Source organism: Saccharothrix sp. DSM 118769 (genome assembly GCF_052936295.1).
Genome location: NZ_CP193627.1, coordinates 2,203,944 through 2,218,881, shown reverse-complemented (window position 1 = coordinate 2,218,881; position 14,938 = coordinate 2,203,944). Strand labels below are relative to the sequence as shown.

Sequence of the window (14,938 nt, the reverse complement as noted above, 5' to 3'; positions counted from 1 at the left end):
AGCGGGGTGGTTCCGCCGCGGGCCCCGGTCAGCGGGTCAGGTGCGCCCGCACGTCGTCCGCGCGGGGATCGCCGATCGACTCGTACAGCTCGACGGCGAGCCGCCGGTGGGTCGCCGCCTCGTCCTCCCGACCGCGTCGGCTCAGCGCGGCACCGAGCAACTGGTGCGACACCGCCCGGCCGCCCCGGTAGTCGACCTCGGTCAGGACGGTCATGGCGTTCTCGACGTGGTCGACGGCGCGGTCCACGTCCCCGAGCGCCAGGTAGACCTCGCCCACGGTGTTCAACGCGTTGCCGACGTTGCGCTGGTCGCCCTGCTCGCGCCTGATCTCCAGCGCCCGCAACGACTCCTCCAGCGCGAGCCGGGTCTCACCGGTCTCCAGGTGCGCGTGGGACAAACCGCTGAGCGCCGTCGCCTCGCCCCAGGCGTCCCCGTCCTCCAGGTGCATGGCCAGGGCCCGCTGGAACATCCCGATGGCCTCGGCGTGCCGCCCCAGCCCGTTGAGGGTCGCGCCGGTGTCGCGCAGCGCCCACGCCTCGCCCCAGCGGATGCCGACCCGCTGCCAGCAGAGCAGCGCCCGTTCCAGCTCGGCGAGCACGGGCTCCGACTGCCGCAGCTCGCGGCGCGCGATGCCCACGCTGGTGAGCAGCCACGCCTCGGCCGCCACGTCGCCGGCGGCACGCGCCGACGCGATGCCGATGTCGTGCGTCGTCACCCAGTCGACGAGCGGTTTCCGGGTGAGGAGCAGGCCGAACATCAGCACCGGGAGCCGCCACGCCAGGTCGTGCTGACCGGTCGCGGACGCCTGCGCGACCGCCGCCATCAGGTTGGGCTGCTCCGCGTCGCACCACTGGAGCGCGGCCCGGCGGTCCGCGAAGGCCGGGACGGCGGCGGTCGTCGCGGGCAGCTCGACCGGGATGGTCGTGTAGTAGGGCATGATCACGCGGACGGCCGCCCGCAGGGAGTGCGCGTACCAGACCAGCAGGCGCCGGGTCGCCGCCCGGCGGTCGGCCTCCGGTTCACGGGTCTCGACGCGCTCCACCGCGTGGAGCCTGAGCAGGTCGTGGAACTGGTAGCGGCGCCCGGGCTTCTCGGTGAGCATGTGGACCGAGGTCAGTTCGGCCAGCAACCGCCTGGCGCGCCCCTCGGTGAGGTCGAGCAGGGCCGCCGCGGCGGAGAGGCCGATGTCCTGCCCCGGCATCAGCCCGAGCAGCCGGAAGGCCCGCGCGGCATCGGGGGACAGCGCGTCGTACGACCACGAGAAGACCACGCGCACCGCCGCGCTCTCGTCGTCGCCCGACGTGAGGACGTCCAACCGCTCGCGCACCTCGGCCAGCTCCTCGACCAGGTCCTCGACCGAGGTGTGCGCGCTCGACGCGAGCCGTTCGGCCGCGATGCGCAGCGCGAGCGGGAGGTAGCCGCAGTAGGCGGCCAGCAGGTCGGCCGCGGCCGGCTCCGCGTCGACGCGCTCGTCCCCGACGACCTGGCGCAGCAGTTCGAGCGCCCGCTCCGGTGGCAGCACGTCCAACGGCATCCGGTGCGCTCCGTTCCCCGCGGCGAGCCCGACCAAGTGGTTACGACTGGTGATCACCACCCTACAGGTCGCCGTTCCCGGCAACAGCGGTCTCACCTGCTCGCAACTCGACGCGTTGTCGAGCAGGATGAGCATCTTCCGGTTGTGCAGCAACGTCCGGTAAAGAGCGGCACGCGCGTCGACGTCCGCCGGTATCAGCTCGTTCGGCGTGCCCAGCGCGCGCAGCACGCGGTCCAACCCGTCGGCGGCGGTGACCGCGCGTTCCCGGTGGTAACCGCGCAGGTCGAGGAACACGTCCCCGTCGACGAACCGGTCGCGCACCCGGTGCGCCCAGTGCGTGACCAGCGACGTCTTCCCGACACCGCCGATGCCCGCGACCACCTCCACGGGGGACGCCTCGGAGTCCGGCACGTCGAGCCACGAGTGGAGGCGCGCCAGGTGGTTCTCGCGGTCGGTGAAGTGCGGGACGTCGGGCGGCAACTGCCTCGGCACGGGCATGGCCCACCCCGGGTCGTGGAAGTGCACGCCGCCGTGCACGTCACGCGCTTGGAGCACGTTGTGCGCCACGCCTTGGACGTCGTTGCGTAAATCGCCGCCGTCGACCACGAGGACCTCTGTGAACTCGGATGAACACCGCGTGAACCGCAGAAGGTAGTGGAGCGGCGGGCGGACCGACCAGGACGAATTCCGTTGACCCGATCGGCGGGCGGCCATCGGCAGTAATCACCCGGTCAAGTGAAATGGACGCGTTTTCGCGCTTGTGGCGGGCGACCACCTCGGGCGATCCCCGACCCCGCGGCACGGGGTGTCCCCAGCACGGCACAATGGCTCGCTGTGACCACACCCATCAACCAGAGGATCGCCGACGAGCTGGGCGTGCGGGCCGGGCAGGTCAGCGCGGCCGTCGACCTGCTCGACGGCGGCTCCACCGTGCCGTTCATCGCCCGCTACCGGAAGGAGGCGACCGGCGCGCTGGACGACGCCCAGTTGCGCACCCTGGAAGAGCGGTTGGGCTACCTCCGCGAGCTGGAGGAGCGCCGGACGGCCGTGCTGGAGTCGATCCGGTCGCAGGGCAAGCTGGACGACGCCCTGGAGGCGTCGATCCTGGCCGCGGACTCCAAGGCCCGCCTGGAGGACCTCTACCTCCCCTACAAGCCCAAGCGGCGGACGAAGGCGCAGATCGCGCGCGAGCAGGGGCTCGAACCGCTGGCCGACGCGCTGCTGGACGACCCGTCGCTGGACCCGCAGGTGGTGGCGAAGGAGTACGTGACCGAGGAGGTCGCGGACGTCGCGGCGGCGCTCCAGGGCGCCCGCTCCATCCTGGTCGAGCGGTTCGGCGAGGACGGCGACCTGATCGGCGAGCTGCGCGAGCGGATGTGGACGCAGGGCCGGGTGGCGTCGAAGGTCCGCGAGGGCAAGGAGGAGGACGGCGCGAAGTTCTCCGATTACTTCGACTTCTCCGAGCCGTTCGCCAAGCTCCCCTCGCACCGCATCCTCGCCCTGCTGCGCGGGGAGAAGGAGGAGGTCCTCGACCTGGTCCTGGACCCGGGCGACGAGGACGAGCCCACCGGCTACGAGGCGCGCATCGCGTCCCGCTTCGGCGTGGACGACCGGGGTCGCCCGGCGGACAGGTGGCTGTCCGACACGGTCCGCTGGGCCTGGCGCACCCGCATCCTCGTGCACCTGGGCATCGACCTGCGCGCCCGGCTGCGGGCGTTCGCCGAGGACGAGGCCGTGCGCGTCTTCGCCTCGAACCTGCGCGACCTGCTGCTCGCGGCGCCCGCCGGCACCCGCGCCACGATGGGCCTGGACCCGGGTTTCCGCACCGGCGTGAAGGTCGCCGTGGTCGACGCGACGGGCAAGGTCGTCGCCACCGACACGATCTACCCGCACGTGCCCGCGAACCGCTGGGACGAGTCGGTCGCCAAGCTCGCCGTGCTCGCGAAGAAGCACGACGTGGAGCTGATCGCGATCGGCAACGGCACCGCCTCGCGCGAGACGGACAAGCTGGCGGGCGACCTGCTCAAGCTGCACCCGGACCTCAAGCTCACCAAGGTGGTGGTGTCGGAGGCGGGCGCGTCGGTGTACTCGGCGTCGGCGTTCGCCTCGGCCGAGCTGCCCGGCCTGGACGTGTCGCTGCGCGGCGCGGTGTCCATCGCGCGCCGGTTGCAGGACCCGCTCGCCGAGCTGGTGAAGATCGACCCGAAGTCGATCGGCGTGGGCCAGTACCAGCACGACCTGTCGGAGTCGAAGCTGTCGCGCTCGCTCGACGCGGTGGTCGAGGACTGCGTGAACGCGGTCGGCGTGGACCTGAACACCGCGTCGGTGCCGCTGCTGACCCGGGTCTCGGGCATCACGGCGGGCCTGGCGGAGAACATCGTGCTGCACCGCGACTCGAACGGCCCGTTCCGCTCGCGCCGGTCGTTGAAGGACGTGGCGCGGCTCGGGCCGAAGGCGTTCGAGCAGTGCGCGGGCTTCCTGCGCATCCCCAACGGCGACGACCCGCTCGACGGGTCCGCCGTGCACCCCGAGGCGTACCCGGTGGTGCGGCGCATCCAGCAGCGGGCCGGCACGGAGCAGCTGATCGGCAACACGGCGGTGCTGAAGTCGTTGCGGCCGCAGGAGTTCGTGGACGACAAGTTCGGCCTGCCGACCGTCACGGACATCCTGCGCGAGCTGGAGAAGCCGGGTCGCGACCCGCGCCCGGCGTTCAAGACCGCGACGTTCGCCGACGGCGTGGAGAAGATCGCCGACCTCAAGCCCGGCATGGTGCTGGAGGGCGTGGTGACGAACGTGGCCGCGTTCGGCGCGTTCGTCGACATCGGCGTGCACCAGGACGGCCTGGTGCACATCTCGGCGCTGTCCGACACCTACGTCAAGGACCCGCGAGACGTGGTGAAGTCCGGTGACGTGGTGCGGGTGAAGGTGCTGGAGGTCGACATCCCGCGCAAGCGGATCGGGCTGACGCTGCGGTTGCAGGACGAGCCGGGCCGCAAGCAGCCGCGCGACCAGCAGCAGGACGGTCGACGCGGTGGCGGCGGCGGGCAGCGCGGTGGTCAGCGCGGTGGCGGTCAGCGCGCCGGCGGCGGCGGCGGTGGCGGCGGTCGGCAGCAGGAGCGCCCGCCGGCCAACGGCGCGATGGCCGAAGCGCTGCGGCGCGCGGGGCTTGGCGGCGGCCGGTAGGGGTACCCGCGCGGCATGGGGGTCGTCGTCACCGGGACCGGCGGCGGGGCGGGCACCGCCCCGCGCCGCGCGCCCCGGGACGACGACCCTGCCGGCGGTGGGTCCGGTGCGACGCCCGTCCCCCGCCGCCTCAGCGTCCACTGTGGACGCGACGCGACCGCGCGGCCCGGTGGGCACGGCGGCGCGCGGTGGCGCAGACTGGGCCGTGGACGGCCGGGCGGACGGGGAGGGTTGCGTTGAGCGACGTCGTGGACGCGGTGGTCGTGGGAGCAGGGCCCAACGGGCTGGTGGCGGCGAACCTGCTGGCGGACGCCGGCTGGGACGTCCTCGTCCTGGAGGCGGCCGACGAGCCCGGCGGGGCGGTGCGCACGGCGGAGCTGGTGGAACCGGGGTTCAAGCACGACCTGTTCAGCGCGTTCTACCCGCTGGGCGTGGCGTCGCCGGTGATCGCCGGGCTGGACCTGGCGCGGCACGGGCTGGCGTGGCGGCACGCGCCCGAGGTGCTGGCGCACGTGCTGCCGGACGACCGGGCCGTGGTGCTGTCGCGGGACCCGGAGCGCACGGCCGCGTCGGTCGAGTCGTTCGGCGCGGGCGACGGTGACGCGTGGTTGGCCGAGTTCGCCGACTGGCAGCGGGTGCGCGACGGGATGCTGGAGGCGCTGATGCGGCCGTTCCCGCCGGTGAGGGCGGGCGCGGGGCTGCTCGGCGCGCTGGGCGCGGGCGGGGCGCTGCGGTTGGCGCGGTCGTTCGTGCAGTCCGTGCGGGCGTTCGGCGACGACCGGTTCGCGGGCGAGGGCGCGCCGCTGCTGTTCGCGGGCAACGCGATGCACACCGACCTCGGCCCGGACCAGGCGGGCGGCGCGGCGTTCGGGTGGCTGCTGTCGATGCTGGGCCAGGAGTACGGCTACCCGGTGCCCGAGGGCGGGGCGGGCGCGTTGACGCGGGCGCTGGTGCGGCGGCTCGGCGCGGTCGTGCAGTGCTCGCGGCCGGTGGCGCAGGTGGTCGTGGCGGGCGGTCGCGCGCTGGGCGTGCGCGACGCCGAGGGCGGGTTCGTGCGGGCGCGGCGGGCGGTGCTGGCGGACGTGCCGGCGCCCACCCTGTACCTGGACATGGTGGGGCCGGAGCACCTGCCGCCGCGGCTGGTCACCGACCTGGAGCGGTTCGAGTGGGACGACGCGACGGTCAAGGTGGACTGGGCGCTGGACGGGCCGATCCCGTGGACCGCGCCGGGGGCGCGCGGCGCGGGGACCGTGCACCTGGGGGGCGACCTCAACGGGTTGGCGGCGAGCAGCACGGAGATCGCGTGCGGGAGGCTGCCGCGCACCCCGTTCGTGATCATGGGGCAGATGACGACGAGCGACCCGACCCGGTCGCCGGAGGGCACCGAGACCGCGTGGGCCTACACGCACGTGCCACGCGGCGAGCAGTGGTCGGCGGACCGCGTGCGGCGGCGGGCGGACCGGGTGGAGCAGCTGGTCGAGCAGCACGCGCCGGGGTTCCGCGACCTGGTGCGCGGCCGGTTCGTCCAGGGGCCGGGCGAGCTGGAGGACCGGAACCGGGCGCTGGTCGGCGGGTCGATCAACTCGGGGACGGCGGGCATCCACCAGCAGCTGGTGTTCCGGCCGGTGCCGGGGCTGGGCCGGGCGGACACGCCGGTCGACCGGCTGTACCTGGCGGGCGGGTCGGCGCACCCCGGTGGCGGTGTGCACGGCGCGCCGGGCGCGAACGCGGCGCGTGCGGCGCTGGCGCGCAACGGCCTGGCCGGGGACGCCTACAAGCTGCTGATCCGCGGCCTGCACCGCGCCGTGTACTGACCTCCCGCGCGGTGCCGACCCGCGCGGACGCCGGGCACCCGCGGGTGCCCGGCGTCGGGGGTCGTTCAGCCCTGCTGGCGGGTCGCGAGGTCTGCGAGCCGGCGCAGCGTCTCGTGGTTGCGGGGCTTGAGGAACAGCGCCTGCGCGGCCTCCGGGAGCAGGGCCGTCGGTCCCTTGACGGCCTCCTCGGACATCACCACCTCGGTGCCGCCCGGCACCTCGGCCAGCTCGAACCGCACCCGCGCCGCGCCGATGGGCCACAGCCGGGCCTCCAGCTCCAGCAGCCGCCCCGGCTCGTGCGCCACCACCGTCGTCACGTCCTTCACCGCGACCGGCCACGCGCCCACGCTGTGGTGGATGCGCGTGCCGATCGCGGGCCAGCCGTCGTCGACCTCGCGGATGTGGGCGGCCCCCACGACCCAGCCCGCGTAGGACCAGCCGTCCGCGAGCACCGCGAACACCCGGTCGACAGTCGTCGGCACCACCGCGCGCACCTCGATCACACCCGCCGGGTATCCCCGGAGCGGGCTGCGGAAACTAGCGGGCGCGGGTGCCCTTGAGCGCGACCAGCTCCGACTCGAACAGGTCGGCCACCACGGCCAGGCCGCCGGGGGTGGCCGGGTCGGGCCTGGCCACGTAGGACCGGGTGGCCGAGGGGCGGCCGGCGAGGGAGAAGCGCAGCGGGCCGGTGAGGCCGCGGGTGTCCACGGCGTTGGTGTCGGCGAACGCCCGCAGCACGCCGTCGCGGGTCAGGTCGCGCTCGGCGCACGCCTTCTCCAGGACGGCGGCGAACGCGACGCCGATGACGTAGCCGTGGTCGACCGAGCCGGTGGGCTCGACGCCGGGGAACTCCTCGGCGAACGCCCGGGCGACGTCGCGCGGTCCGGGCGCGTCGGCGGCGAAGGGGGCGATCGGCGAGACGACCCGGAGGCGTTCGACGACGGCCGCGGCGGCCGGGGAGTCGAGGATCAGCGGGTCGTAGCCCACGGCGTTGACCAGGAAGGGGACGTCCCAGCCGAGGCGCTCGGCGGTGGCCACGGCGGTCGCGGTCTGCTGCGGCGAGGTGCTGAGGAACACCGCCTTCGCGCCCGCGGCGCGCAGTTCGGCGACCTGGGCGGACACGTCGGCCGTCTCGGGCACGGACTTCGCGACCAGCCGCATGTCCCACCGCTCGGTGGCGAACCGGCTGCCCTCCAGCGCGTTGAGCCCGTAGTCGCCGTCGACGTGCAGGTGCCCGACGGTGTCGCCCGCGCCGATCGCGCCGGACCGCTTGAGGTGGTCGAGGCCGTTGATCACGTCGAGGTCGTAGGTGGTGCCGACGACGACCATGTGCGGGTTGCCGAGCAGGCTCGCCGACCAGGACGCGGGCGCGACCAGGGCGCGGGTCTGCATCAGGTCCGGCTCGATGGCCTCGGTCATCGGGGCCCCGGTGACGTCGACGAACCCGAGCACGCGGGGTTCCAGCTCGAAGTAGCCCTCCAGGGCGCGGGCGACGTCGTAGCCGTGGTCCTCCTGGACCAGCTCGACCTTGCGCCCGCAGATGCCGCCGCGCTCGTTCAGCTCGCCGAAGAACAGCTCGTAGCCCTTGATCCGGAGCGACGAGGTCGCCGAGAAGGGACCGGTCAGGTCGGTGAGGACGCCGAGCGAGATGGTCGTGCCGGTGACGCCCGGCCCGGCCTCGACCTGTCCGTCGTCCCCGCCGGAGCAGCTCGTGACGGCCAGGGCGACCGCGGCCGTCATGACGATCAGGTTGCGCACCAGTGAACTCCCGCCTCCGGTTACCGAGCGGTAGGAGTATTGGCGGGCGTGGTCCGGATCGCCTAATCCTGTGACATACCGCACGGTCGGTATGTCACAGGGAATCGTCGGCGCATCACTCGAACGGCGCACTACCGCGGAACACCCGGAAGGCGAGTGACACCGACGGTAAATGATCGGGTCCCGATGCAAAAGGGGATCACCGGCGGACGGTGCGGCTGCGGCGACGCCCTGTCGCCGCATGAACAGGGCGTCGCGCCCCCGCTCGCGCGGGACCGCACCGACTACGGGATCACCCGGGCGCGGTCGCGGGGAGGTCCCCCGCGACCGCGGCGGTCCTACAGGTACGAGCGCTGGCCCCACGGCATCGCGGCGGCCAACTGGGCGCGCCTGCCGATGTCCAGCTTGCGGTAGATGCGCGTGATGTGGAGCTCCACGGCCCGGGTGGACACCGAGAAGTGCTCGGCGATCTGCCGGTTCGTCATGCCCTCCAACATCATCAGGGCGATCCGGTGCTCGTGCGGCGTCAGCGGCTCGCGCGAGCGCGAGTCGGCGGTCTGACCGTCGCGCGGCCGGACGATGCCCGGCACGCGCTCGCCCTCCGGCAGCCCCAGCAGGACGTGCCAGTGACGGATGCGCACCTCGGCGATCGACTGCGAGCGCACGTACGGGTCGCCCCGCACGAGGTCGCGCGCGGCGGCGTCGTCGGGCACCTGCACGATCAGCAGCACGCCGGAACCGTCGGCCCACGGCCCGGTGCCCACGAGAACGCCCTGCTCGGCGAGCGGGCGCCAGTATTCGCGGTGCGCGAGATGAATGGATCTCCGCACCTGTCGCGCATCGCGAAAAGTCAACTCAACGGCGAAGGCCACTGGACTGATCCCCATTTCATTCAGCGGCACCAATATTCGCCACATACTCAACTGTGGGCTTTAATGAGTGTCAAGTGAGACGGGTCACACCCCTGATACGGGAACCCGATGGCACCTATAGCCGCTTTTCGAACCAGTGCTCCGCACAGCGGTCGTCGTTGAACGGCGCAACCTCGGCGCAACCGCGACGCGCGTGCAGCGCGCGGGCTTCGCCCAGGTCAGCGCGCGTGTCGAGGCGGACGGACGTCGCGCCGGACGAGACGGCCCCCTCCTCCGCGGCGGTCGGCGGCGCCGCTCCCCCGCCGGTGCCCCGGGCTCCCAGGCGGACGCACGACCGCTTCAGCTCCGCCGTTCCGGGGTTGACAAGCCGGAAGCCGACGCACCCCTCCGCCACCGACCCCCGCCCGGCGAGGAAAAACCCGACCAAGTCGTCGTCGGGTCCTCGGCGATCGCCGGGTCCACCTCCTCCGACCTGGCCGGACGGCCGTGGTAGCGGGCGGTGACGTCCGCCGGGTACTCCCGGACGAGGGCCACCGCGGCCGGGCCGTCCACCGGCGCGAGCTGAACGGTCCATGAAGTCACCGACAGGTTTTCACCTTCGTTGGTCCATTCGGACACCTGGTTTTCCGCATTCCGGACGCGTGTAAAGTCCCGGCCCGTGGCAGCGCAACAGGTCCGCCTGGAGCGGGACGCGGTCGACCTCGCCGTGCTCACCGTCGACGCCCCTCCCCTGAACCTCTACACCGACGGGTTGCAGGACCTCCTGGAGGCCGCCGTCGAGGACCTGGAGGCGCGACCGGCGCGGGCGCTGCTGATCCGGGCCGAGGGCCGGGTCGTCAGCGGTGGCGTCGACGTGAACCTGTTCGCGGCGCAGAAGTCCCGGGCGCAGGCCAAGGCGCTGTTCGACGCCATGCTGGACCTGCCGGAGCGCATCGCCGCCCTGCCGTTCCCGACCGTGTTCGCCGCGCACGGCCTGTGCCTCACGTGGGCGTTCGAGGTGGCCGTGGCGTGCGACATCCTGCTGGCCGCCGAACGGGCCAGGTTCGGGCTCGTGGAGAAGGTCGTCGGCCTCACCCCCACCATGGGCGGCACGCAGCGGCTGGCCGCGCGGGCGGGCGTGGGCCGGGCCAAGGAGCTGGTGATGACCGGCGACACCTACGACGCGGCCACCCTGGAGCGGTGGGGCGTGGTCAACCGGGTGCTGCCCGACGAGGGCTTCGACGATGCCGCGCTGGAGTTCACCCACGCCCTCGCCACCGGCCCCACGAGGGCGCACGCCGCCACCAAGCGGGTGCTGGCGCACTACGAGAGCGGCGGCGTGGCCGAGGCCAACGAGCACATCACGTCCATCGCGGCCGAGCTGTTCGACACCGAGGACCTGCGCGGCGCGGTGCGGTCGTTCCTCGCGGACGGGCCCGGCAAGGCGACGTTCACCGGTCGCTGATCCGCCGGAACTCCATCCAGCGCTCGTTCTGCCGCTGCCAGACGTCCTGGTACCGGCGGTACATCTCGTCGACCCGCTCCGGGTCCACCTCGGCGGGCGGCGTCGCGGCCAGGTAGTGCGCCAGGTCGTCGCGCAGCCGGTTGAACCGGGCCTGCGACTCCTCCATCAGCACCCACAGCGACCGCCACGCGAAGAACGGCTCCAGCGCGGCGAACACCGTCGTCAGCGCCACCAGCGAGAACGCCAGGCCGGTCCAGAAGTCCAGGTCCTGCCAGCCCAGGATGATCGTCGCGGTGGCCGACATCCCCAGCAGGGACACCTTGAGCGCCACCGAGCGGCGGCGGAAGCCCTCCTTGCGGGTGCGGCCGAAGGAGCGCGCGCCGTCGACCCGCTCCAGCAGGTCCAGGGCCAGCTCGTGCGGCGTCAGGCCGGACCTCGCGGCGGGGCGCGCGCCCGGGTCGGCGGGCGTCGGCTGTGCGGGCTGGGTCCCTGCCGGCTGGGCGGGCCGGGTCCCTGCCGGCTGGGGCTGCGCGGGCTGGGGCTGGGCGGGCTGGGGCTGGGCGGGCGTGGGCTGCTCCACGTTCGGCATCCTAGGGATCACCGGGGGTCGTAGGCGGCCGATCCGTACCACGCCAGCGCCGAGCGCAGCTCCACCACGTCCCGGTCGCGGCGCTTGCGGTAGCGCTCGTGGGAGATCGGGTAGACCCGCAGGCCGCCCTTGTGCTTGGTGAAGCTGCCCCGGCCCAGCGTCGCCGGTTTCTGCGCCGCGCCGACCAGCCACACCACCAGCCACGGCCGGGCGTGGTGGGCCTCCACCTTGACCCGGGCGATGGCGTACCAGGGCAGGCGCCGGGTCTCCGCGCCGTTGGACAGCGTGATGCCGTCCGGGCCGACGTCGAGGACCAGCGCGGCGCGGGCCACGTTGACCAGCAGCCGGATCGCGGCCAGCGAGAACAGCACGAACGCGGCGAACGCGGCGACCCGCACCCCGACCGCCCGGCCGGTCTCCGCGCCCGCCTGCGCGTCGGCGACGGCCAGGGCGAGGAGCGCCGCCAGCAGGTTCACCCCGCCCCAGGTCGTGCCGACCAGGCGGGAGGTGCGGAACCGCGAGCCGGTCGGCCGCACGTCGGCCGGGACGTGCTTGACGGGCGACTTCCCGGCCGGGACGGGCGCGGGCACCACCGGCGCGACCCTGGTGACGGGCTTGTTCGCGGGCGGCACCGGCAGGGGCGGGGGCGCGGCGGGCGGCGCGTCGTCCACCAGGACGCGCGTGGGCGGCTTCGCGGGCAGCATGCTCAGCTCGGTGTGCCGCTTCTCCACCACGCTGCGGATGCGCGAGGGCAGCCACGACGGTTCGGTCGACGGCGGCCCGATCAGCTCCAGCAGCCGCGCGGGCGTCGGCCGCGCCGCCGGGTCGCGCGCCAGGCACGGCGTGATCAGCGGCACCAGCGACAGCGGCACCCGCGACAGGTCCGGGTCCTGGTGCACGACCCGGTACACCAGCGCGGACGTCGCGCCCTCGCCGAACGGCCCGCCGCCGGTCGCCGCGTGCACGAGCACCGAGCCGAGGGCGAACACGTCGCTCTGCGCGGTGATCTCCTTGCCCACGACCTGCTCCGGCGACAGGTAGCCGGGCGTGCCGAACACGATGCCCGCCTCGGTCAGCGCGGAGTGCTCCAGCGCGCGGGCGATGCCGAAGTCGATGACGCGCGGACCGTCGTCGGCCAGCAGCACGTTGGACGGCTTGAGGTCGCGGTGCACGAGGCCCGCGCCGTGGATCGCGACCAGCGCCTCGGCCAGGCCGCCCGCGAGCCGCCGCACGGCGCGCTCCGGCAGCGGGCCGTGGTCCTCCACGGCCTGCTGGAGGCTCAGGCCCGGGATGTACTCGGTGGCCATCCAGGGGCGCTCGGCGTCCGGGTCGGCGTCCACCACGGTCGCGGTCCAGAAACCGCCGACCGCGCGGGCCATCTCGACCTCGCGGCGGAAGCGCTCGCGGAACTGGGGGTTGTCGGCGAGCTCGGCGCGGGCGACCTTGACCGCGATCGGCCGGCCGCCGCGCGAACGCGCCAGGTACACGGAGCCCATCGCGCCGCGACCGAGCGCGGCGAGCAGCGCGTAGTCGCCGATCCGCGACGGGGCGTTCGGGGGCAGGGGCTGCACGACACCCACATTAGATGTGCCGGCGTCGCCGTTCAGCCGCACGGGCCGGTTCGATATCCCCGCCACACCGGCGCAACCCGGTCGCACCCCGCCATTCGGGGGGCCTCACCTGCGGCGTTGCTCCGCCAGCGAGACCAGTTCGGCCGCGCGCGACCGCCACGAGAAGCCCAGCACGGATTCCCGGAGCGCCCCGGCCGGGAGCGGTCCGCCGTCGGCGAGCGTGCGGCGCACGGCCTCGACGAACTCCGCGTGCGACCGGGCGGCGCGCACCCGGTCGGCGTAACCGGCCAGCTCGGCGAAGTCCGTGCTGACCACCGGCAGGCCCAGGGCCAGGTACTCCTTGAGCTTGATCGGGTTGGAGTGCTTGATCCAGTTGTTGTCCTGCCAGGGCATGACCGCCACGTCGAACGCCGACCCGTAGGCCGGGATGAGGTCGTAGGGGCGGAACCCGAGCCAGTGGACGTTGGGGTGCTTGTCGAAGCGCTCCATCGGGTGCGTCGCGTCGCCGATGAGCACCAGCGACGCCCCCGGCAGCTCGGCGGCGAGGCGTTCGAGGAGGTCGAAGTCGACCACGAAGTCGTCGAGCGCCCCGAAGAACCCGATCCGCGGCCCCGGCACGGCCCGCACGTCGTCCGGCCACTCGGGCTCCGACCGCGCGGTGAAGTGGTCGACGTCCACGCCGTGGTCGAGGAAGTGGGCCCGGTCGCCGGTGCGCGGCGCCTCCTCGGCCATCAGGGCGTGGCTGACGTACACGACGTGGTCGGCGTGCTCCAGCAGCCGGTGCTCCAGCGCCTCGATCGCGCCGCGGTCCGCCTCGGGGAAGTCGGAGTGCCGGTCGGAGCGGTTGAACACGAGGCTGCGGCGGCGCATCGGCGCGACCACGTCCCACGCGGTCGGGATGGTCACCATGATCACCGGCGTGCGCAGGCGCAGGAACGCGGCCACCAGCCGCACCTGGGCGCGCACCAGCACGGCGTTGACCCGGCGCAGGAACGGCGAGCCGTAGAACGGCAGCGGCAGCGGTGACATCACGTAGAAGTTCGGCAGCGGCCGGCGCACGAACTTCGCCACGCTGCGCAGCTTGCGCAGGACGCGGCGGGTCACGTGCGTGCTGTTGCCGCGCGTGGGCATCCTCATGCCGATGCTGTTGACCACCAGCACCCGGCGGCCCTCCGCGACCGACCGCATCAGCTGGAAGTCCGAGTGCGCCCGGTTGTGGTACCACCAGTCCTGCGCGGAGAAGCAGATCCAACCGGGCCGCTCGTCCTCGCCCCCCGTGCTCGCGCCGGGTCGGGCCGGCCACCGCCGCCAGCGCAGCAGGTCCCGGACGGCCGTGCGGTGCTTGGCGTGCCGGGGCGCCCGCAGCAGCTCGTTGACCAGCACCGCGCCCCACATGGCGAGCGCGGCGAGGCGACCCCGGCGCTCGCGGACCATGCGCACCCGGTTCGTGGTGGCCATCGACCACAGCACCGGCGACGTGGACTGCTCGCCGCCCAGGTGCACGGCCCGCGCGCGGGGCTCGTAGCGCACGGCGTACCCCCGTTCGCCGGCGCGCAGCATGTACTCGGTCTCCTCGGAGTACAGGAAGTACCGCTCCTCCAGCACGCCGGTCGCCTCGCGGGCCTCGCGGGAGATCAGCCACGCGGCGCCGGTCGCCCAGTCCGCCGACCCGGCCGCCGCGTACGCGCGGGGGTCGACGACCAGCTCGCCGAGCGCGGCGTGCCGCCCGGCGCGGGTGCCGCCGAGGAACGCCTCGCCGAGCGCGCGCACCGGGTTCGGGGTGCGGCGCAGCGACGACTGCGGTTCCCCGTCGCGGCCCACCAGGCGGGGCACCGCGACACCCGTGCCGGGCAGCGCGAGGGCGGCGCGCAGGAACGCGACCGCCTCCGGGTCCAGGCGCACGTCGGGGTTGAGCACCAGCACGTCGCAGTCGGGCGCGGCGGCGAACCCGGCGTTCACGCCCGCCGCGAACCCGTCGTTGGTGTCGCGGGCGACGACCTGGGCGTGCGGGGCGACCCGGCGCACGACGTCGAGCGTGTCGTCGGCGGAGGCGTTGTCCACCACGACGACCCGGCTGTCCGGGATGGACCCCAGAGCGGTGGCGACAGAGGTGAGGCACTCCTCCACCACGTCGGCGCTGTGGTAGGTCACGACGACCACGGCAAGCGGCACT

10 protein-coding genes are annotated in these 14,938 nt (G+C 73.9%); 3 read left to right on the top strand and 7 right to left on the bottom strand.

The genetic code is table 11. The annotated features are described in order from the left end of the window. Positions 1 to 28: 28 nt before the first annotated feature. On the bottom strand, positions 29 to 2,101 hold the full coding sequence (locus ACRAKJ_RS10445; protein WP_438925965.1) for a tetratricopeptide repeat protein: 2,073 nt from the start codon (positions 2,099 to 2,101) through the stop codon (positions 29 to 31). 267 nt (positions 2,102 to 2,368) lie between these two features. On the opposite strand from ACRAKJ_RS10445, the gene ACRAKJ_RS10440 reads away from it, so the two are divergent. Together ACRAKJ_RS10440 and ACRAKJ_RS10435 are read left to right on the top strand one after the other, a co-directional pair. Then, positions 2,369 to 4,717: a Tex-like N-terminal domain-containing protein gene (locus ACRAKJ_RS10440; protein ID WP_438925966.1), complete on the top strand. Its 2,349-nt coding sequence runs from the start codon at positions 2,369 to 2,371 to the stop codon at positions 4,715 to 4,717. A 236-nt stretch (positions 4,718 to 4,953) separates the two neighbouring features. After that, positions 4,954 to 6,531 (top strand): FAD-dependent oxidoreductase, encoded by a 1,578-nt coding sequence (locus tag ACRAKJ_RS10435; protein ID WP_438925967.1) that lies wholly within the window; start codon positions 4,954 to 4,956, stop codon positions 6,529 to 6,531. A gap of 65 nt (positions 6,532 to 6,596) precedes the next feature. Here ACRAKJ_RS10435 and ACRAKJ_RS10430 read toward each other — a convergent pair whose 3' ends face one another. From ACRAKJ_RS10430 to ACRAKJ_RS10420, 3 genes are all read right to left on the bottom strand, one after another. Further along, the gene (locus ACRAKJ_RS10430; protein WP_438925968.1) at positions 6,597 to 7,034 is read right to left on the bottom strand and encodes an SRPBCC family protein; all 438 of its coding nucleotides are present in this window, start codon (positions 7,032 to 7,034) and stop codon (positions 6,597 to 6,599) included. Between the two features lie 34 nt (positions 7,035 to 7,068). Further along, positions 7,069 to 8,289: an ABC transporter substrate-binding protein gene (locus ACRAKJ_RS10425; RefSeq protein ID WP_438925969.1), complete on the bottom strand. Its 1,221-nt coding sequence runs from the start codon at positions 8,287 to 8,289 to the stop codon at positions 7,069 to 7,071. A gap of 338 nt (positions 8,290 to 8,627) precedes the next feature. Then, the gene (locus tag ACRAKJ_RS10420; protein ID WP_447009096.1) at positions 8,628 to 9,176 is read right to left on the bottom strand and encodes a LuxR C-terminal-related transcriptional regulator; all 549 of its coding nucleotides are present in this window, start codon (positions 9,174 to 9,176) and stop codon (positions 8,628 to 8,630) included. Positions 9,177 to 9,819: 643 nt separating this feature from the next. Between ACRAKJ_RS10420 and ACRAKJ_RS10415 the strand changes: the two genes are divergently transcribed. Continuing rightward, complete coding sequence (locus ACRAKJ_RS10415) at positions 9,820 to 10,605, top strand: enoyl-CoA hydratase-related protein (protein ID WP_438926696.1); 786 nt, start codon at positions 9,820 to 9,822, stop codon at positions 10,603 to 10,605. Here the strand turns inward: ACRAKJ_RS10415 and ACRAKJ_RS10410 are convergent. The 3 genes from ACRAKJ_RS10410 to ACRAKJ_RS10400 form a co-directional block, all read right to left on the bottom strand. Then, positions 10,592 to 11,185 carry an SLATT domain-containing protein gene (locus ACRAKJ_RS10410; protein WP_438926697.1) on the bottom strand — a complete coding sequence of 198 codons (594 nt, stop codon included), beginning with the start codon at positions 11,183 to 11,185 and terminating at the stop codon, positions 10,592 to 10,594. The two genes, ACRAKJ_RS10415 and ACRAKJ_RS10410, sit on opposite strands and share 14 nt — an antisense overlap. 17 nt (positions 11,186 to 11,202) lie before the next feature. Next, entirely contained in the window at positions 11,203 to 12,765 is a 1,563-nt protein-coding gene (locus tag ACRAKJ_RS10405; RefSeq protein WP_438926698.1) for a protein kinase domain-containing protein, read from the bottom strand. Positions 12,766 to 12,870: 105 nt separating this feature from the next. Further along, the gene (locus ACRAKJ_RS10400) at positions 12,871 to 14,937 is read right to left on the bottom strand and encodes a glycosyltransferase (protein WP_438926699.1); all 2,067 of its coding nucleotides are present in this window, start codon (positions 14,935 to 14,937) and stop codon (positions 12,871 to 12,873) included. Position 14,938: the final 1 nt, after the last annotated feature.

Bases quoted from the DNA above. Each gene is read 5' to 3' on its own strand.
- ACRAKJ_RS10420 (WP_447009096.1), bottom strand. From the start codon at position 9,176: ATGGGGATCAGTCCAGTGGCCTTCGCCGTTGAGTTGACTTTTCGCGAT.